The following is an 18,668-nucleotide window of genomic DNA, read 5'->3' on the forward strand; positions in this document are numbered from 1 at the left end:
GATGGCGTGACGTGCGGAGCCTCCGGCGTCGAGAACCAACGCGAGGACGTGAGCAGAGCGTGGCTGGGACCGACGGCAGCGCGTGCGCACGATCCACGAGAAGAATATCGACGATTCCGTGGCTCCATAGGGACCGACTTAGCTTGACTGCACGCGTTCTGCCTTTGAACCACCTTGAATTCCTAACCCACTGGCTGGGCTCCGCTCGTCAATACGCGGTCGGCTTTCGATGACAGCCTGAGAGAGGCGCCGGTACAGGTCGCGCCGGCGAACTAGCGGCCACCAGTCGTACAGAAATATCTCCAACGGGCGCCAGTTCGCAACCCAACCCAAGATCAAGAGGCTTTCCTCCAGCAGACGCTGCAAGGGGTTGGCAACAAACGCGCCAACGACGAAATGCGCCACGAGCAAACATGTGATCAGAATGGCTAGCCCGATCGCCAGTGACCGGCGGCCTATTCTGAACAATTCATTGATATCTCTTTGGGTTGCCTCCGCCCGATCCGCAAAATAGTGGCGAAAGGCTTCGCGGAGCTCCAGCGCCGCCTTCACCTGCAGATCAGTGTCGGGATGATGGATCCGAATCCGGATCGCCTTCTGCCCCGCCAGCTCTCGCGCCCAGCCGACAACGTACTCTTCCGCCTCTCGATCGAGGTCGCGCTCGCGAAACGGGAAGGGATCGAGCGTGTGAAAGAGCTGGGCGATGTCGTCGACCCGGAGTTCGATGACCTCCTCGGATGTTTGGTCAATCATTGGTCGTCATTGCTCCGGGCTTGTCACTCTCACGGGCTTCATGTCGATGCCGGTCATGGAGGCCGATCGATCCTAAGCGTCTCTTCTTCTCCGTAGAAGAGGTTCACATCGCTAAACACGAGGTTGCTGAAATGCCTATACTGCCGGAGCCGCTCCGGGTGCGCTGGCCGGCGAGCCGGACAGGATCCCCGCACCGTAGCGGTCGTGCGGGCCGGAGACGCGCCGCAGATGAAGGCGTTGCCGAGCAGGGCCAGCGCGCTGGGTGCGATCATCCCGGGCTCGGAAGTGCTCGACATTCCCAATCGCGACCACATGCGCGCGGTCGGCGACAAGGTCTACAAGACCGGCGTGCTGGATTTTTTGTCACGCCGCGGGTGAGGGCATGTTGCCTGAGGCGAGGAGGCACCAGCCGAATCGCGGGCGCGCGCACCACCTGGGCGACCACCACGGCAGGGATTAAGGAGCCAGCTGGCTCCACGGCAGGACCCGGGACCTCGCTCCATGTGGCTGATTGCGTCCCTTGGTCATCCAGCTATAATTGCGCCATTGGCTCCTTCGCGCAGCGCATGAGTGGATCTGGGCATCTCGATCATCTGATTGATCGCATCTACGAGGCCGGGCTGATACCGTCATTGTGGCCCGAGGTCCTCAGTGAAATCGGTCTCGCTATCGGCGGGAATGGCGGCCTGCTTTTCGCAGTACGCGACGGCTATATCAGTGCGGTCAATTCCAACAATTTCGACCAGACCATGCCTCTTTTCCTGAATGAGGGATGGAGCGAGCGCGATCCGTTGCTGCCGCGTGCCGCCGCTCTCAACTACGCCGGCTTCCTCAATGATGGAGACCTCCTGTCGGACGAGGAAATCGCGACCAATGAAGTGTACCGCGACTTCTACCGCAGGCACGGGCTCGGCTACAGGGCCGGGACAATCATCCCGATCCCGAGCGGCGATTCGATCGCGATCGTCATGCCGCGACACCAGGACAATGGGCCTGTGCCGCGCGACGTCGTCTCGTTCCTCGATGACTTGAGGCCACACCTGGCCCGGGCGTCCCTGACCGCAAGCCGCCTTGGTTTCGAGCGCGCGCGCGCCCAAGCCGATGCGTTGCAGGCGATCGGGCTGCCCGGAGCGGTCTTGCGCGAGCGCGGCCGATTGCTCGCGGCAAACGGCTTGTTCGAAGCGCTGATGCCGTCGCTGTTCCACGACCGCGCCGAGCGGTTGACCTTGACCGATGCTGCCGCGGACGAGTTGTTCGTGGCCGCAGTGGGGGCGCCGTTGGTTGGCAACAATCGGATAGTCAAGTCCGTTGCCATCGCAGCGGCGATGGATCGCGTACCGATGGTCCTGCATGTCATCCCGGTGCGCGGATCGGCGCGCGATATCTTCACGCGGGCCACCTTCATGCTGGTCGTGACCCCGGTCGACCGCGGCGCTGTGCCGAGTGCGGAAGTCCTGCAAGGGCTTTTCGATCTGACGCCGGCAGAGGCCCAGGTCGCGCGTGGCGTGGCGCGGGCCGAATCGATCGATGCACTCGCAGCAACAATCGGCGTTGCGCGAGAGACAGTGCGCACGCAGCTCAAAGCCGTGCTTTCAAAGACCGGTCTGTCCCGTCAGCAGGAGCTCGTCAGCTTGCTCGCCGGCAAGGCATTGCGCGGCGGCTAGACGGTTTTCCATCCGCAGACATATTCCCTGATCGCCCGTCCTGATCTGACACGCGACGGTCTGGATCAGGCTTTGTCCCGGTATGCGCCAACTCCCTCTTCACCCAAATGGGTGAAGACTCAAGTCAATCCTCCGGGTTCAAGTTTGTTGGGTTGGATTTTGGGCGAGAAGCGGCAACTATGGCCAGTCCGGAGTTTCCGATATTCGAGGTGGTCCTGGTGCAGCGCAGGCGAAAACGATGGGCCTGGAGCGTCTGCACCAGCCAGGGAGCGGTCGCGGCGCAGGGCCGGGAATCAAGTCGACCTGCCGCCAAGTACCAGGCTGAAAGAGCGCTTTTCATGCTGCTTCTCACCGCGCCCTATCGGTCGCGGCTTCCCGTATAGCGGGGCTCAGCGCGCTGGGTGCGATGACGGCCGATGCTTCACGCTGCCTTGTCGCCGAACGCGGCGGGAAGCGTGTTGAGGAACGACATGACGCGCTGTGTGCGCAGGGGCGGGCGGCGGCCCGAGCTGCGCAGCATCCACAGGGGCTCCCCGGGCGCGCGCCAGGGCGCCAGCACCTCGACCAGCCGGCCGGCGCGAAGGTCTTCGTGGACCAGCCACGCCGGCCCCCAGCCGATCCCAAACCCATTCGCCATCAACGCGAGCGATGCATGCGCGTCGTCGCAAATGTGCTTGGGCTTGGGCGTGAGGCGAATGGGTGCTTTGCCGCGCGGGTCGGCGAAGCGCCAGGTCAGGATCTGACCGCTCGCGGGATTGCGGAAGCCGACGTGGTCGTGCGCGGAAAGCTCAACGGGAGTGGCCGGCGCGCCGCGCGCCTTCAGATAGGCGGGCGAAGCACAGGCGATCCAGGAGAACGTGCAAAGCCGCCGCGCCTGATGGCCGGGCGTGCGGTCGAGGGGTCCTGAACGGATCGCGACGTCGACGCCTTCCGCGGCGAGATCGAGAATCTCGTTGCGGAATTTGACCTCGATCTCGATTTCCGGCCGTTCCCGCAGGAACGCGGGCAGCCGCGGCAGGATGCAGGCGCGCGCGAACGAGGCGGGGGCAGTCACGCGCACCCGTCCGCCATCGTCGCGCGCGACTTCGCCAAGCGCGGATTGCACACGGGCGAGACTTTCGACCAACGCGCGTCCCGCCGTCATCAGCCTGTCGCCCTCGTCGGTCAGCGCCAATGAATGGGTGGAGCGATGCAACAGCCGCAACCCGCGAGCCTGTTCCAAGCGGGCAACCGCCTTGGACATCGCCGAGGTGGTCGTCCCCGCACGCCGCGCCGCTTCAGCGAACGAGCCCGCCTCGACGACGCGGACGAAGGCGAGCAGACGGGAGAGATCGGGAGGCAAAGTCGTTGTGGACATGCAGTCCACACAATCATGGCTGTCCGGTCACTACAAGAGTTTTTCCGAACGCCTAATTAGGCAGCGTCAGCACGCATTCTGCGGCGCTGGAAACGCGGGAAGTCCGATGAACCCTATCGAAATCACTCTGCAAGCTCTCGATGCCGCCGAGCGGGCGATTCCACCCGGCCAGCCGGTCTACATGCTCAATCTGCTGCGCTACCGCCCGCAGGCGCGTTACGAGGATGGATTCGACGCCGCGCCCTGCTCGGGCCGCGAAGCCTTCAATGAACGCTACAGGCCGGCATTCCGGCGTCTCGCGGCCGGCAAGCCGCTCGCGCGGATGTTTTCCGGGCCGTTCCTGGCGAGTCTCGTCGGCTCGCCAGGCGAACGCTGGGACGAAGCGGCGATCAACGAATACGGCGATTTCGCCACCTTCCGCGCGATCGTCGACACCGAGACCTACCGGCGCGAAGTCGCTCCGCATCGGCACGCGGCGCTCGAGGATTTCCGGCTGTTCGCGCTCGCCAGGGCAATTTGAAAAATTACTGAGAACGGTGACTGTGCACAATCATCGGCCCTGACCAGAGCTGTCAGACTTGCCGCGACGAGAACTTCGGCCGTCAGCGATAATCCAGCCAATCAAGCAGGCTCGAATAGCGATGACGGCCAGATCTTCGCCACAAGCCAGAAGCGACAATGCGACAGTTGGAAGAAGGGATCACCACGTCACTTCGCGTAACCCTGTGACCGGAGCCAAGCGATCCGGCGCTCCCCGTTCATCCAATCATCGATTTCGGCTTTGCTCGTGAAGCCCGTGATTTCTCGGGGTTCTGCGCCGGGGTACTCGGCAACAATAGTCCAGTCGCCCTCTGAGTTACGAAGTGGTTTGAAGTCTACTTTTGCTTTTGCCATGCCGAACCATGCAGGAAAGCGCGCGAAAAGGGAACCTCAGGGAACCATTTCGAGCAACTTGTCGTCAGCCTCAATTTGTCGTGCCGACGAAGAGCTTCTTACAACTCCGAGCGCCCGAGGTCGCTTCCGCATCAGTCATCACGGATTTCAACTACCGGAAAAGGACACAGACCAAATAAGAAGTGCTGTTGGCTTCTCCTTGAAGTCTCACAACTATTGATGTATGGTCTCAAGCATCGATACTGGCCGAACAACTGCTCCGCTTTCGCCTCAGGTCCTGACGGCGCGCACGTTTCAGACATTCTCCAACATCGACAAACTGGAACACTGGCCGCAAGTCCGCGCGCCAGCTCCTGCGCGTATGCGAAAGGAAGACCCGATGAATACAGGTACAGTGAAGTGGTTTAACACCCAAAAGGGCTTCGGCTTTATCCAGCCGGCAAACGGCAGCAACGACGTTTTTGTTCATATCAGCGCGGTCGAACGCGCCGGAATGGGCACCCTGAACGAAGGTCAGACGCTGTCTTACGACGTTGTCGCAGACCGTCGTACGGGCAAGTCCGCTGCCGAAAATCTTCGTGCTGCTTAGTTAAGAGCACGACAGACCTGTTGCTCTAGCCACGGATGTACTGGCAGAGCTTGTGGTCCCCCCGCGCCTGAGTCATCAGGGGCGGGGTTCTTGCTTCAACCCGTGGAAGCGACCGTCAAGCGAGTTGTCGTAGCTTCTCTTCGACATTCGGCCCGGTGGTTGCCCAGCCAAAACTTGAACGGACCGAAAAGGTGAAACGACGAGGCGTCTCTGTCTCGGAGCTCAATAGCCAAATCGAATTTAGACGTGGCTTGTTTCGTCTTTCGGGCGCATAGATCGGCATGATCGAATCTCATCACCGATCCTGTCGGTGCGGCGCCGTCTATAGTCGAACCGAGGGAAAAGCCCCCAGTCGGCAAATCGCCAGCTTCGAGTGCACGGTTTGCGGCGCGACCCTGGAATCGTGGGACACTGCTTCGGTGCCCACCTACAGGTTGATTGTCGGTCCCGTACGGAATTCCCCGTCCGAGGGATGATACAACTGGCAGATTGGACCAGCAGCCGGCGATCGGATGAGACGTTCATGGCGCATTCGTCCGCCAGCGCCCCAGCCGGCTGAGCCATCTTTGTCCCGTGTCAGGCGCGTCATTCCTTAGGTGATGTCGCGCGCTCCTTTCAGCGGCTTGTTCCAGCTCTCTATGAAGTCATTCGCGTGTGCATTGGGCGGCGATGCACCCGAAGAACGTGGATCAGCGCAAAGCAGGAGTTTCAATGAGCATTCTGAAACGGCATCTCGCCGAGCAAGAAGAGCGACTGGTTCTAATCGAAGAAATTTGCATCGATAAAGGAGCGCTTGTCTTGGATACCGTCACAGATGAGGTCTACTTCTCTGCAGACGAAGAGGCTTACAAGAGCGCCTACGTGACCGTGTTTCAGGCCTGGGCCAAGGGCACGATCAAAGGCACAGCGGAACAGATATTCGAAGCTACAAAATCCATTCTCGAGGGCTAGAGCATCTCGTATTCGATTTTACGAACCAGAGCCGACAGTACGCGTTAGGTCACTCCAAGCCGCAAACGTTGAGGTCACACATGTCGTATGCTTATAAGTTGAATGAAGACGTTCGCCACCAACCCCAAGGTCCACAAGGACGTGCCACCGCTGAACCGCCGATGATTTATACCATCATTCGATGCATGCCCATCGAGTCCGATGGACGAGTTAGATACCGCATCAGGGGCAAGTCCGAGAAGATCGAGCGCGTCGTGACGGAAGATCAACTTTCGTATTTTCAGTAACCTTCCGACCGAAACAGCACCTGACAAGAGATGCTGACGGGGGCCGGATGTCGCTTCGGGTCGTTCGCGCCGACTTTGGGTGGCACCTGTGAGGTCCGGCTTACCCTTCGCGCTGCCCGGACGAACCAAGCGCGAAGGCGCTTCACCCCAATCTCATCGCGCATTGGCATCCTCGCCAAACCGCCGCGCCAGCGCCATCAGCACCACGAACGTCGCCACCCACACCATCCGCGCGCCGTAGCGGTCGTGCGGGCCGGAGATGACGGCGCAGATGAAGGCGTTGCCGAGCAGGGCCAGCGTCACGGTCGCCGCCAGCAATGTCAGGTCGTCGAGCCGGCGGCGCGCGAGTGCGTTGCCGAGCAGCGCGAGCAGCGCCAGCATCGAGGCCAGCGCCACCGGCACATGCAGCCAGTTGATCGCGGTGAAGTCGAGCTGCCAATTCTGCTGTCGCGCCGCGCGCATCGGCGCGGTCTGCGCGGGGATGTAGCGCTCGATGATGCCGCGGGTGTGCGGGATCCAGCCGTCGGTGCCTTCGCCGGTCGCGACATGCAGCAATTGCTGGCCCATCGCGCGCAGCGCTGCGCCGGCCTGCCAGGCCGGATAATCCTTGATCGACTGCACGACGATGTGACTCATCTCCTCGTTCATGCCATCGAAGCGGCCGAGCGTGTTGAACATGCTCTTGCCCCACAGGAATTCGTCGGCGCTCGCCGGCAGCTCGTTGCGGTAGGGACAGAGCTTGTAACGCTCGCGCGGGCAACGATCGTTGAGGTATTGCGCGACGATGCCGTCCTGCATCATGCGGCCGAAGGCGACGCCGTAGCCGCCCGGCGTCCAGGCCAGCTTGCCGGACAGCGCGTAATTCGCCGAGACCAGCATCACCCCGCCCGCGACGATGGTGAGGCTCGCCTGTGCCAATCCGGCCAGCGGAAGACGCGCGCCCAGGAACGGCCGCGCCATCCAGCCCGCAATGCAAAGGCCGAGCAGCACGCCCAGCGTGGCGCTGTGGGTCGCCGCGGCAAAGGCGGTGAAGACGAACAGCGAGATCTTCTCGAGCGTCGAGGTGCGGCCTGCGCCTGTAGCCAGCAGGAACAGCGACATGATCGAGAGCCCGGCGAAGATGTCGGTGAGCAGCATGCTCGCGAGCCAGGGCAGCGCGGTCGCCACGGTCAGGCAAAGGCTGATCGCGACGAAGCGGAAGGTCTGCATCATCGCGAGCACGCGCAGGGTGAGCTGCAGCAGCCACAGCGTCGCCAGCGACTGAACCGCGAGGTTGGTCCAGAAACCAAAACTCTCGCCATAATGCAGATAGAACCCGAACACCGTGGAGCGGCTGGGAACGAGATAGCCCTCGTACCAGCGTGCCAGATAGCCGCCGGTATCCCATTGCAGCAGCGGATAGCCATTCCAGAACGCCGGCGCGATCATCAGGAGGGGCAGGGCCACCGCTGCCAGCCGCAGCCAAAGCGTATCAGTGGCGCGCGCGCGCAATTGATCGGTGGTGATACTCAAATCCGCTCCCGTCCCCGCTTCGGACCCTGCTCGCAATAGCGGCTCGGAAAGGATTCACCAATAGTTTGACGCCGCCCGGCTTGAATTTGGCAAAACTCTGACCACCTTGAGCCGACCTCGCGGCTCGGGGCCGTCAGGAAAAACCGTGGTTTTTCAACGTCTTGGTGTGCGTCGCGGGGCAAGGTGCTGTTCACTCTCAGGCAAGCCGGTCAGGACTTTGCCGCCTAGACTATGCTATAGAACCGGTCAAACGAGCTCACGCGAAGAGCAAATCCAAAGAGCAAATTCAAAGAGAAAATCCATGGCAGTGCATCAGGTCAATCCGGGGGAAAGCTCGCATCGCTCGATCCGATCTGGGACCGGATCCGGGGCGAAGCGGAGGACATCGTCCGTCGCGAGCCGGAGCTTGCGACCTTCATTTACTCGTCGGTGCTGCATCACAGCCGCCTGGAGGACTCGGTGGTTCACCGCGTCGCCGAACGGCTCGATCACTCCGCATTGTCGGGCGAGCTGGTGCGCCAGGCCTATGGCGAGGCGCTGCGCGACGAACCCGATCTCGGCAACGCCTTCCGCGCCGATCTCGTTGCCGTCTATGACCGCGATCCCGCGACCTCGCGCTTCATCGATCCCTTGCTCTACTTCAAGGGCTTTCACGCGATCCAGACCCATCGCCTGGCGCACTGGCTCTATCTGAGGGGCCGCAAGGATTTCGCGTATTATCTGCAGAGCCGCGCCTCCGCGGTGTTCCAGACCGACATCAATCCCGCCGCGCGCATCGGCCGCGGCATCTTCCTCGACCACGCCACCGGCTTCGTCTGCGGCGAGACGGCGGTGATCGAGGACGACGTCTCGATCCTGCACGGCGTCACGCTCGGCGGCACCGGCAAGGAGAATGAGGATCGGCATCCCAAGATCCGCCACGGCGTTCTGATCGGCGCCGGCGCGAAGATCCTCGGCAACATCGAGATCGGCCATTGCGCGCGCATCGCCGCCGGCTCGGTCGTGGTCAAGCCGGTGCCGCACAACGTCACGGTCGCGGGCGTGCCGGCCAAGATCGTCGGGGAAGCCGGCTGCGCCGAGCCGTCGCGCACCATGGATCAGATGATCAACGCGATGGGCCTTTGATAAGGCCCTTGACGTTGCGAAGGGCCGGATGTTCCGGCCCTTTCCGTCCCCAAATTCTTTGGCAATTCATGCTGGCGGTTCGCCGCATCTCGTCCTAAAACGCGGCCAGCCAATTTCGATCGGAGACTTGCCGTGGACGTCAAAGAAGTCAGAAAGCTCGATGCGTATCTGAAGCGCGTATTCGGCAATCCCAAGATCCGCGTCGTGCCGCGGCCGAAGAAGGACGATTCCGCCGAAGTCTATATCGGCGAGGAATTCATTGGCGTGCTCTTCGTCGACGACGAGGACGACGATCGTTCGTTCCAGTTCCAGATGGCGATCCTCGAGGACGATCTGGTCGATCAGGAGTAGTTTTCGACGCCTCTCGTGTCCCGGACGCACTGCAACGCCTCTTAGCGTTGCAGTGCAGAGCCGGGACCCATAAGCTACGCAGCGCATCTCGGACATGGGCCGCGGCTCTGCAGCGCACCGTCGAAGTGACGCTGCGCTGCGTCCGGGGCACGGATGGAGATCGAGGCGCGCTCTCTCAATACCGTTATGCGAGGACAGCGATTTTTCCGCCGAAGCGTTCGGCGAAAGCGAAAGCAATCCAGGAATCTTTCCGCGCAGGGGTTCGGGATTGCTTCACGTCAGTCGCGATGATGCCGTTAGGAGCCCTCGTTCTCACCTGCAAACTTCTTCCGCGTTGCCATAGCGCTTTTCGTATTCAAGTCGACAACCGGCCCTAATCGGACGACAGCCGGCGCGGCCGCAAATCATCTGTCCCGCCGCCTGCGGTTTCGCGGGCGCGGTATCGCTTTTCCTGCCCTCATCTCGCGGCTTGGCATCCTCGCGAGTCGCGACCGGTTTCTTGTCCTGCACCTTCTCGCATTCATTGTCGTTGTTGACGCGATAGCCGGCACGGCAGGCGATCTTGACGCAAGCGTCGCCATCGGCCTTGGAGCCGTGATCGCACACCAGCGGGCAGACCCGGCCCGGCTTGGCCTTAATCGCATCGAGCGCCTCGAAACTCGCTAGCTTGGCATCGAATTTCGTTCCCGCATATTTATTGAACAGCGTGAGCGAGCGCTGCGATGACGCATTCCAGTCGCCATCAGCGGCGCTTGCCAGACAGCCGACGCGGCGCAGTTCTGATTGCACCAGCTTGGCGGTCTCGTGCGGCGAGAGACTGGGCGACGACTGAGTTGGGTGACTGCCGCGACCTTCTGCTCGCCCTGCGCCTTGTCATTTGCCTGCTTTGAAGCCAGCTCGGCGGCCGCCTTGTCGTTCGCAATCTTCTCGGCCAGCGCCTTTTCGGCGGCCTGCTTGTCGGCCAGCGCTTTGGCAATCGCGGCCTCGGCGTCTTTGCGGCGCTGCTCTGCTGCGGCCGCCTTGGCCTCCTCGATCTGCTTGGCCTTCTCGGCGGCGATGCGAGCGTCCTCCGCTGCCTTGGCTGCGGCCGCAGCCTTGTCCTGCTCAACTCTTTTGGCCCGCTCGGCCGCGAGCCTTGCTTTCTCGTCCTCGGCCTGCCGGGCCTTCTCTGCGGCCGCAGCGCGCGCATCCTCGGCAGCAATCCGGTTGAGCTGGGCCCTTGCCAGGTCGGTATAGAACCCGCTCGGATAGCGATTGAGAAAAGCGGTCCAAACATCGCGCGTGCCAAGCTGGAGCGCCAGTTCGTAGTCGCGTCGGATTTCGCTCTCGGGGTTGGCTTGCGGTCCGGCGACGACCGGCTTCGCTGCAACCAGCGGCACGTCATCGCCGCCGAGCGAGCCGTAGACAAACGGCTCCTGCTTGTAGCCGGTGGTCTTGAGGACATCATCGCGAACAAATCGAAAGGCCTTGCCCAGGTCGAGCCCCGGCGTCGGCAGGCGGTCGACCAGAGCTGTGGCAAACGGACTGTTCTTGGTATCGCCATCCGAAGCTGTCGAGCCCGCCTTGGCCGCGAAGGCAATCAGTGTATTCGGGCTGGTCGGCTCGATCTTGGCGAGGCCGCGGCCGATGGCACGCGAGGCGACCGTCCGCTTCATCGTCTTGGCAAACGGATTGTCTCGGCAAGCGTCCAAAATGACGAGACGCAGTTGTTTGGCCGGCTCGACGGCAAAGAGTGCGCGGTCGAGCGCAACCGTCTCGTCGAGCACGTCGCCGTCCGTTTCCAGTGTGGCATCAGTGGGGATCAGGTAGTTGGTGCCGTCCAGCTCGATGCCGTGGCCGGCATAATAGATGACGGCAACTTCGGCATCGCGAGTCCGGCCCGCGAACTCGCGCAACGACCTGCGCATCTCGGCGGCGTTGAGGTCGAGCTTGATGTCGACGCTATCAAACCCGGCCTTCCTGAACATGCCGCCGACCAGGGTTGCATCGTTAACCGGATTGGCGAGGCGCGGGGCGCTCTTGTAGGCTGAATTGCCAATCACCAGCGCGACGCGCTTCTCGGCCAGCGCCGGGCTGATCCAGAGCCAGGTCGCAAAAATTGCCAAAACAAACAGCCGAAACCGCATTCCAGCCCCCGAATGCAATAGCGTCAGATTATCCGCAGGATGGCAAAACGCAATCTGTGCTCAGTGATGTCCATCACATATGCATGCAGTCACTTGCTCAAGTCCGCTCGACATCCCATACGAGAGCTGACTGCCCCATTCAATCGATTGCCGATCCGCGTCGTGCGCGGCCGAAGAAGGCCGGGGGTCTGAATCGACGGCGTTCTCGCGTGTCCCGACGCACGGCAACGCTCCTAAGCGCGTTTACGCGCGTTTTCGATACGCTATGGTGTTGCCGTGCAGAGCCGGGACCCACAACCCGCAGGGCGTACTTCTCTAACGTGGGCCCCGGCTCTGCAGCGCACCGCCGAAGTGACGCTGCGCTGCGTCCGGGGCACGGATCGAGATCGAGGCGCGCTTTCTCAATACCGTTATGCGAAGACAGCGATTTTTCCGCCGAAGCGATCGGCGAAAGCGAAAGCAATCCAGGAATCTTTCCGCGCAGGGGTTCGGGATTGCTTCACGTCAGTCGCGATGATGCCGTTAGGAGCCCTCGTTCTCACCTGCAAACTTCTTCCGCGTTGCCATAGCGCTTTTCGTATTCAAGTCGACAACCGGCCCTGATCGGACGACAGCCGGCGCGGCCGCAAATCATCTGTCCCGCCGCCTGCGGTTTCGCGGGCGCGGTCTCGCTTTTCCTGCCCTCATCTCGCGGCTTGGCATCCTCGCGAGTCGCGACCGGTTTCTTGTCCTGCACCTTCTCGCATTCATTGTCGTTGTTGACGCGATAGCCGGCACGGCAGGCGATCTTGACGCAAGCGTCGCCATCGGCCTTGAAGCCGTGATCGCACACCAGCGGGCAGACCCGGCCCGGCTTGGCCTTAATCGCATCGAGCGCCTCGAAGCTCGCGAGCTTGGCATCGAATTTCGTTCCCGCATATCTGTTGAACAGCGTCAGCGAGCGCTGCGATGACGCATTCCAGTCGCCGTCTGCCGATGCCGCCAGACAACCGACGCGGCGCAGCTCGGACTGCACCAGCTTTGCGGTCTCCTGCGGCGAGAGAGGGCGACGACTGAGTTGGGGTGACTGCCGCGACCTTCTGCTCTCCTTGCGCCTTGTCGCTTGCTTGCTTTGCGGCCAGCTCGGCGGCCGCCTTGTCGCTCGCGATCTTCTCGGCCAGCGCCTTTTCGGCGACCTGCTTGTCGGCCAGCGCTTTGGCGACAGCCGCTTCTGCGTCCTTCCTGCGCTGCTCGGCGGCGGCCGCCTTGGCTTCCTCGATCTGTTTGGCCTTTTCGGTGGCAAGGCGGGCATTCTCGGCAGCCTTGGCGGCGGCCGCGGCCTTCTCCTGCTCGGCCCTGTTCGCACGCTCGGCGGCGAGCCTTGCCTTTTCATCATCGGCTTGGCGTGCCTTCGCGGCCGCAGCCGCGCGCGCCTCCTCGGCTGCGACGTTCTTCAGCTGCGCGCGGGCGAGGCCCGCATAGAACCCATTGGGATAAGCCTGCAGGAACGCTTCCCATGCGTCGCGGTTTCCGGCCTGGAGCGCCAGTTCATAGTCCCGGCGCACGCTGTCCTGCGGATTGGCTTGCGGCCCGGCGGCAGCCGGCTTGGCAGGGACCAGCGCCACGTCATCGCCCCCGAGCGAGCCGTACACATAGGGCTCCTGCTTGTAGCCCGTGGTCTTGAGCACGTCGTCGCGCACGAAGCCGAAGGCCTTGCGCAGATCAAGGCCGGGCTTCGGCAGGCGTTCGACTAGAGCCGTGGCGAACGGGCTGTTCTTGGCATCGCCGTCCGAGGCGGTCGAGCCGGCCTTGGCCGCGAAGGCGACCATGGTGTTCGGGCTGGTCGGCTCGACCTTGGCAAGGCCGCGGCCGATGGCGCGCGAGGCGACCGTCCGCTTCATCGTTTTGGCAAACGGATTGTCTCGGCAAGCGTCCAAAATGACGAGACGCAGTTGTTTGGCCGGCTCGACGGCAAAGAGTGCGCGGTCGAGGGCGATGGTCTCGTCCAGCACGTCGCCGTCCGTTTCCAGTGTGGCATCAGTGGGGATCAGGTAGTTGGTTCCGTCAAGCTCGATGCCGTGGCCGGCATAATAAATGACCGCAACTTCGGCATCGCGAGTCCGGCCCGCGAACTCGCGCAACGACCTGCGCATGTCGGCGGCGTTGAGGTCGAGCCTGACGTCGACATTGTCGAAGCCCACCTTCTTGAACATGCCGCCGACCAGGGTTGCATCGTTAATCGGATTGGCGAGGCGCGGGGCGCTCTTGTAGGCTGAATTGCCAATCACCAGCGCGACGCGCTTTTCAGCGTGCGCCGAGCCGCAGCCCAGCCAGATGGCAAGAAGGATCATACAAAAAGATCGAAGTGCGCCCATTGCCGTCCCAAATCATAGAGTGCCCAGCGCAGTCAGAGTACAGCCGAGAGCAACTCAATTTGCGTGACCGTCATCACAACGCCGTGTCACGCACGCTCGTCAGTTGCAGACTTCGCGGCTCGAATACTGCCCAACCACCATGTCAAGCCGACAGCCCTTTTGAACCTGTCTGCAGCCCCTGGTGTCGCAAAAAACCTGACCTGCCGCCTGCGGCTTCGACGGTGCAGCCTCAACCTTCTTCCGATCGTCGTCCCGGGGCTTGGCTGGTTCGCGCGTCGCAACCGGCTTCTTGTCCTGCACCTTCTCGCATTCGTTGTCGTCATTGACGCGATAGCCGGCGCGGCAGGCGATCTTCACGCAAGTGTCGCCATCAGCCTTGAAGCCGTGATCGCACACCAAGGGGCAGACCCGGCCCGGCTTGGCCTTGATGGCGTCGAGCGCCTCGAAGCTGGCGAGCTTGGCGTCGAGCTTTGTCCCCGCATATTTGTTGAACAGCGTCAGCGAACGTTGTGACGACGCATTCCAGTCGCCGTCGGCAGCGGCCGCCAGACAGCCGACGCGGCGCAACTCGGACTGAACCAGCTTGGCCGTCTCTGCGGGGGACAGACTCGGCGGCGATGAGGTTGGTGCGACAGCGGCAACCTGCGTGGTCTCGGTAGCTTGCTGCTTCTCCGTGGTTCGCTGTTCGGCCGCCTGCTTGGTGTCATTTGCCAGCCTGTCGGCGAGCGCCTTCTCGGCGGCCTGCTTGTCGGCGAGCGCCTTGGCCACCGCGGCCTCGGCCTCCTTCCGGCGCTGCTCGGCAGCCGCGGCCTTGGCCTCCTCGATTTGCTTGGTCTTCTCCGCCGCTTTCTTGGCGTCCTCAGCCACCTTGGCGGCCGCTGCGGCTTTCTCCTGCTCGGCTTTCTTGGCCCGATCGGCTGCGAGCCGGGCTTTCTCCTCCTCGGCCAGCCGGGCCTTTTCCGCGGCGGCGGCGCGGGTTTCTTCGGCGGCGATCTTGTTCAGCTGGCCTTTGGCGAGATCGGCGTAGAAGCCGCTGGGAAAACGGTTGAGGAAGGCCGTCCATCCGTCACGCGTGCCCAGCTGAAGCGCCAGCTCGTAGTCGCGCCGGATTTCGGCGTCCGGGTTGGCCTGCGGCCCCGCGGCGACCGGCTTCGCTGCAACAAGCGGCACGTCATCGCCGCCGAGCGAGCCGTACACATAGGGCTCCTGCTTGTAGCCCGTGGTCTTGAGCACGTCGTCGCGCACGAAGCCGAACGCCTTGCGTAAGTCCAGGCCCGGCATCGGCAGGCGTTCGACCAGAGCCGTGGCGAACGGGCTGTTCTTGGCATCGCCGTCCGAGGCGGTCGAGCCGGCCTTGGCCGCGAAGGCGACCATGGTGTTCGGGCTGGTCGGCTCGACCTTGGCGAGGCCGCGGCCGATGGCGCGCGAGGCCACCGTGCGCTTCATGGTCTTGGCGAACGGATTATCGCGGCAGGCGTCCAGGATGACGAGGCGCAATTGCTTGGCCGGCTCGATGGCAAACAGCACCCTGTCGAGCGGGAACGCCTCGTCGAGAACGTCGGTATCGGTCTCCAGGGCGGCATCGGTCGGGATCAGATAATTGGTGCCGTCGAGCTCGATGCCGTGGCCGGCGTAGTAGATGACAGCGACATCGGCCTCGCGGGCCTTGCTCCCGAACTCGCGCAGCGCCTTGCGCATGTCGACGACGTTCAGGTCGAGCTTGACGTCCACAGCGTCGAACCCGGCCTTCCTGAACATGCCGCCGACCAGCGCGGCATCGTTCGCGGGGTTGGCCAGCTTCGCCACATTCCTGTAGGCCGAGTTGCCCATGACGAGCGCGACGCGCTTTTCGGCCAGCGCAGCGCCGGTCCCGAACCAGCTCGCAACAATCAACAAAACAAACAGCCGAAACCGCATTCCAGCCCCCGAATGCAATAGTGTCAGATTATTCGCACAATGCCCCAGTGCAAATTATGATCAGTGATATCAGTCACACTACCGGTGCGGCGATCCGGGCAACTCCGGTGCCGGCGGAGGATGCGCAACCGCATCATTCAATTCGCCCCTCTGATGAGGCCATTGTGCCCCTGTTTTGCCCGTCGGGTCAACGGCCGTTCGAAAAATACGAAAATGCTTAATGCTGCCAATGCTCGGGCTACGGTGCATGGGGTTGTTTTCGCAATTTTTGTTTTGGGGGTATCAGGCCAGCCGATCTCACGGCTGAGCAGCCGGCTGCGCTCACCCCTTCGGCCCGCGCAGCTGCGCGGTCAGCCGGTCCATCGCCTCCGCCACGTCGTGCCAGTGCGACAGCCAGCTACGCGGGAAGCGGAAGGTGAGGTCGGCGCCGCCGATGCGGCGCTCGGACAGGCACATGCCCGGCGTCGCCCCATCGCGGGTGCAGCGCGCGGTCAGCGCCGGGCTTGCCGCGGAATAGAGATCCTCGCTGCCGTAGGGCGTCTCGCTGCGGAACATCCGCATGGTCAGGCCGTCCGCGGGTTGGGCTGCGGCCGGGTCGAGATAGCGCGGATAGATCGTGGCCGTGCGCTGCTCGGGCGAGAGCGCATCGTGATGGGCCGCGATCGACAGGAAGATGCGGTCGATCGATCGCACCGCCGCTTCCACCGTGTCGGCGGTGACGTGCTTCGGCGGGCCCGGCGGCTCCAGCGAGGGATAGAGGAAGTCGAGATCGATGCGCTCCTGCGGTCCGGAGTGCCGCTGGATCTTCATGCGGATCGCGTTCACGGGCAGGTTGAACAGCGTGCCGCCGACGCTCACCGGCAGCTTGTCCGGCGTGTTCGCGCCGCGCGGGCCCCAGGTCGGCCACAGCAGATAGGCGACCAGCGCGACCGCGCCGGCCGCGGCAAGGCCGCCGAGCACGATCGGGACGACATGGGCCCGGGTGCGCGTGCGGGGGGACCTGAAGGGAGCTTCCGAAAACACCGTCATAAGCTGGCGCAAGAGATCCGGACGCCGGCCGCCGGCCGGCGAATCAGCGGCGAATATGCCATGTGGCAGCGATTTCGCGCAGCGTTCCGCACCTGCGAGGAGTGGAGGCCGCCCTGCGCGGAACAGGCGGCGACGTTAACCTTCCCTTAAGGATAATGTAGCGTTAACCCGCACTCTTTGTCAGAGGAAGGCGGTGGCGTTGCGTAAGGGCGGACCGTTCCGATGACACCTGAAGCTCTCAATACGTTTTTTGCGATCTGCATTGGCTTCGCGCTCGCGGGCGCGCTCGTGAACGGATACCAGGCGCTGGCGCAGCGTCCCGCGGGCTTCGGCCTGCTGCAGGACGGCGTCGCGCCGAAGACCTTCGCGGCGGTGCCGTTCCTGGTGTTCGCCGCGCCCTTCATCATCATGCGCAACACGCTGCGCGGCAGGCGGCTGGAAAGCCGCCGCGCCGAGTTCGTGATGATGGCAACCGTCATCGCCGGGTTCTGGAGCATGATGAGCGGCACCTTCTTCCTGATGACGCTGCGCGCGGCCGGCGTTCTGGGCTGACGCGCGGCCGGATCGCCCGGCGCGCCGGTTCCTTTGCCTCTTCGCCGCCGTTTCGCTATGGCTGGGGCGACGTGACAGGAGACCTCCATGGCGATCTACGAGCTCGACGGGCAGGCGCCCGACCTTCCCGCCGACGGCAATTATTTCATCGCGGAGACCGCGACCGTGATCGGCCGGGTGCGCCTCAAACCGGGCGCGAGCGTCTGGTTCGGCGCCGTGCTGCGCGGCGACAATGAGTGGATCGAGATCGGCGAGGGCGCCAATGTGCAGGACGGCTCGACCTGCCACACCGATCTCGGCTTTCCGCTTGTCGTCGGCCGGAATTGCACGGTCGGCCACAACGTCATCCTGCACGGCTGCAGCATCGAGGAGGGCGCGCTCATCGGCATGGGCTCGATCGTGATGAACGGCGCCAGGATCGGCCGCAACAGCATCGTCGGTGCCGGTTCCGTCATCACCGAGGGCAAGGAATTTCCCGAACGTTCCCTGATCATCGGCTCGCCGGCGCGCGTGCTCCGCACGCTCGACGATGCCCAGGTGCAGAAGATGGGAAGCGCGGCGAAGTTCTACGCGGCCAACGGTCCGCGCTTCAAGCAGGGCCTGAAGCGGATCGGTTAATCGCCTTCGGACTCGCGCGCTTCCATGGCGCTTGCGATCTTCTCGTGGCCCGCCGACCACAACGCGTGTTCGTCGCTGCCGTCTGAATAGGGGTTTGCTTCAGCCGGAATGTTCTCTCGGGCGGCGCGTTCGCCTTCTGCAAAAGGATCGCGATCGGTCATCGGATTTTCTTCTCCTCAGCTTTCAAGCTGAGGTGAGGGCATTTGTTCCGGAACCGGATTTCGCCGCGGCGGTTGATCGGTAAAGGAGATTCTCCATGGCCGCATCGCCTGTAGCCGTCTCGACAAGAACCCTGATCCTGATCCTCGCGCTTGCGGCGATGCCGGCCGTCGCGTTCGCGCAGGCGGCCGGCGGCTCTGGCGGCACGAGCGGTGGCGCCGCAGGGTCGGCTGGAGGTGTCGCCAATTCGCCGGCGCCGCCGCCCGGCACCAACAGCCTCGGCACGGCTCAATCGTCCGGCCCCGGCGGCGGAGGCGCTGCCGCCACTGGCGGCGCGACGGACGCCGCCGTCAATGCCGAGAATCGCATGCTCGACAAGAAGCTGAAGAGCATCTGCCGCGGCTGCTGAATGCTCGCGCGGAAGTGAGGC

Annotated in this window: 15 protein-coding genes and 3 pseudogenes; 10 read left to right on the forward strand and 8 right to left on the reverse strand. The window is 63.3% G+C overall.

Going from position 1 to position 18,668, the window contains the following annotated elements; genetic code table 11:
* Positions 1 to 138 precede the first annotated feature (138 nt).
* Positions 139 to 753, reverse strand: coding sequence for a hypothetical protein (locus ACETMP_RS02165; RefSeq protein ID WP_375159734.1), 615 nt, complete (start codon positions 751 to 753; stop codon positions 139 to 141).
* A gap of 249 nt (positions 754 to 1,002) precedes the next feature.
* Here ACETMP_RS02165 and ACETMP_RS02170 point away from each other — a divergent pair.
* Both ACETMP_RS02170 and ACETMP_RS02175 read left to right on the forward strand, forming a co-directional pair.
* Positions 1,003 to 1,131: pseudogene (locus tag ACETMP_RS02170) on the forward strand (alpha/beta hydrolase); the annotation flags it as partial.
* 188 nt (positions 1,132 to 1,319) lie between these two features.
* Complete coding sequence (locus ACETMP_RS02175) at positions 1,320 to 2,417, forward strand: helix-turn-helix transcriptional regulator (protein ID WP_375159735.1); 1,098 nt, start codon at positions 1,320 to 1,322, stop codon at positions 2,415 to 2,417.
* Between the two features lie 421 nt (positions 2,418 to 2,838).
* On the opposite strand, the gene ACETMP_RS02180 is transcribed toward ACETMP_RS02175, so the two are convergent.
* Entirely contained in the window at positions 2,839 to 3,774 is a 936-nt protein-coding gene (locus ACETMP_RS02180; RefSeq protein WP_375161819.1) for a LysR family transcriptional regulator, read from the reverse strand.
* Between ACETMP_RS02180 and ACETMP_RS02185 the strand changes: the two genes are divergently transcribed.
* From ACETMP_RS02185 to ACETMP_RS02195, 3 genes are all read left to right on the forward strand, one after another.
* On the forward strand, positions 3,767 to 4,294 hold the full coding sequence (locus ACETMP_RS02185) for a hypothetical protein (protein WP_375159736.1): 528 nt from the start codon (positions 3,767 to 3,769) through the stop codon (positions 4,292 to 4,294). The two genes, ACETMP_RS02180 and ACETMP_RS02185, sit on opposite strands and share 8 nt — an antisense overlap.
* A 753-nt stretch (positions 4,295 to 5,047) precedes the next feature.
* Positions 5,048 to 5,257, forward strand: a complete 210-nt coding sequence (locus ACETMP_RS02190) for a cold-shock protein (RefSeq protein WP_028180113.1) — start codon at positions 5,048 to 5,050, stop codon at positions 5,255 to 5,257.
* A gap of 711 nt (positions 5,258 to 5,968) precedes the next feature.
* Entirely contained in the window at positions 5,969 to 6,208 is a 240-nt protein-coding gene (locus tag ACETMP_RS02195) for a hypothetical protein (RefSeq protein ID WP_375159737.1), read from the forward strand.
* A 440-nt stretch (positions 6,209 to 6,648) separates the two neighbouring features.
* Here the strand turns inward: ACETMP_RS02195 and ACETMP_RS02200 are convergent, their stop codons facing one another.
* Positions 6,649 to 8,007, reverse strand: a complete 1,359-nt coding sequence (locus ACETMP_RS02200) for a hypothetical protein (RefSeq protein WP_375159738.1) — start codon at positions 8,005 to 8,007, stop codon at positions 6,649 to 6,651.
* 297 nt (positions 8,008 to 8,304) lie between these two features.
* On the opposite strand from ACETMP_RS02200, the gene cysE reads away from it, so the two are divergent.
* Together cysE and ACETMP_RS02210 are read left to right on the forward strand one after the other, a co-directional pair.
* Positions 8,305 to 9,132, forward strand: coding sequence for a serine O-acetyltransferase (cysE, locus tag ACETMP_RS02205; RefSeq protein ID WP_375161820.1), 828 nt, complete (start codon positions 8,305 to 8,307; stop codon positions 9,130 to 9,132).
* Positions 9,133 to 9,264: 132 nt separating this feature from the next.
* Entirely contained in the window at positions 9,265 to 9,483 is a 219-nt protein-coding gene (locus ACETMP_RS02210; RefSeq protein ID WP_007602550.1) for a DUF3126 family protein, read from the forward strand.
* Positions 9,484 to 9,795: 312 nt separating this feature from the next.
* Here ACETMP_RS02210 and ACETMP_RS02215 read toward each other — a convergent pair.
* The 4 genes and pseudogenes from ACETMP_RS02215 to ACETMP_RS02230 form a co-directional block, all read right to left on the reverse strand.
* Positions 9,796 to 11,609, reverse strand: a pseudogene (locus tag ACETMP_RS02215) (caspase domain-containing protein).
* Between the two features lie 538 nt (positions 11,610 to 12,147).
* Positions 12,148 to 13,963, reverse strand: a pseudogene (locus ACETMP_RS02220) (caspase domain-containing protein).
* A 99-nt stretch (positions 13,964 to 14,062) separates the two neighbouring features.
* Positions 14,063 to 15,880 (reverse strand): caspase domain-containing protein, encoded by a 1,818-nt coding sequence (locus ACETMP_RS02225; RefSeq protein WP_375159739.1) that lies wholly within the window; start codon positions 15,878 to 15,880, stop codon positions 14,063 to 14,065.
* Between the two features lie 321 nt (positions 15,881 to 16,201).
* Positions 16,202 to 16,909 carry a hypothetical protein gene (locus ACETMP_RS02230; protein ID WP_375159740.1) on the reverse strand — a complete coding sequence of 236 codons (708 nt, stop codon included), beginning with the start codon at positions 16,907 to 16,909 and terminating at the stop codon, positions 16,202 to 16,204.
* 222 nt (positions 16,910 to 17,131) lie between these two features.
* Between ACETMP_RS02230 and ACETMP_RS02235 the strand changes: the two genes are divergently transcribed.
* Positions 17,132 to 17,461 (forward strand): DUF6949 family protein, encoded by a 330-nt coding sequence (locus ACETMP_RS02235; protein WP_028137247.1) that lies wholly within the window; start codon positions 17,132 to 17,134, stop codon positions 17,459 to 17,461.
* Positions 17,462 to 17,548: 87 nt separating this feature from the next.
* Positions 17,549 to 18,079: a gamma carbonic anhydrase family protein gene (locus tag ACETMP_RS02240; protein ID WP_375159741.1), complete on the forward strand. Its 531-nt coding sequence runs from the start codon at positions 17,549 to 17,551 to the stop codon at positions 18,077 to 18,079.
* On the opposite strand, the gene ACETMP_RS02245 is transcribed toward ACETMP_RS02240, so the two are convergent.
* Entirely contained in the window at positions 18,076 to 18,240 is a 165-nt protein-coding gene (locus tag ACETMP_RS02245; RefSeq protein WP_375159742.1) for a hypothetical protein, read from the reverse strand. The genes ACETMP_RS02240 and ACETMP_RS02245 overlap by 4 nt on opposite strands.
* 95 nt (positions 18,241 to 18,335) lie before the next feature.
* Between ACETMP_RS02245 and ACETMP_RS02250 the strand changes: the two genes are divergently transcribed.
* Positions 18,336 to 18,647 (forward strand): hypothetical protein, encoded by a 312-nt coding sequence (locus ACETMP_RS02250; RefSeq protein ID WP_375159743.1) that lies wholly within the window; start codon positions 18,336 to 18,338, stop codon positions 18,645 to 18,647.
* Positions 18,648 to 18,668 lie beyond the last annotated feature (21 nt).

The sequence above is a fragment of the Bradyrhizobium dasycarpum genome (assembly GCF_042019905.1).
In the GTDB taxonomy this organism is placed as follows: Bacteria; Pseudomonadota; Alphaproteobacteria; order Rhizobiales; family Xanthobacteraceae; genus Bradyrhizobium; species Bradyrhizobium japonicum_B.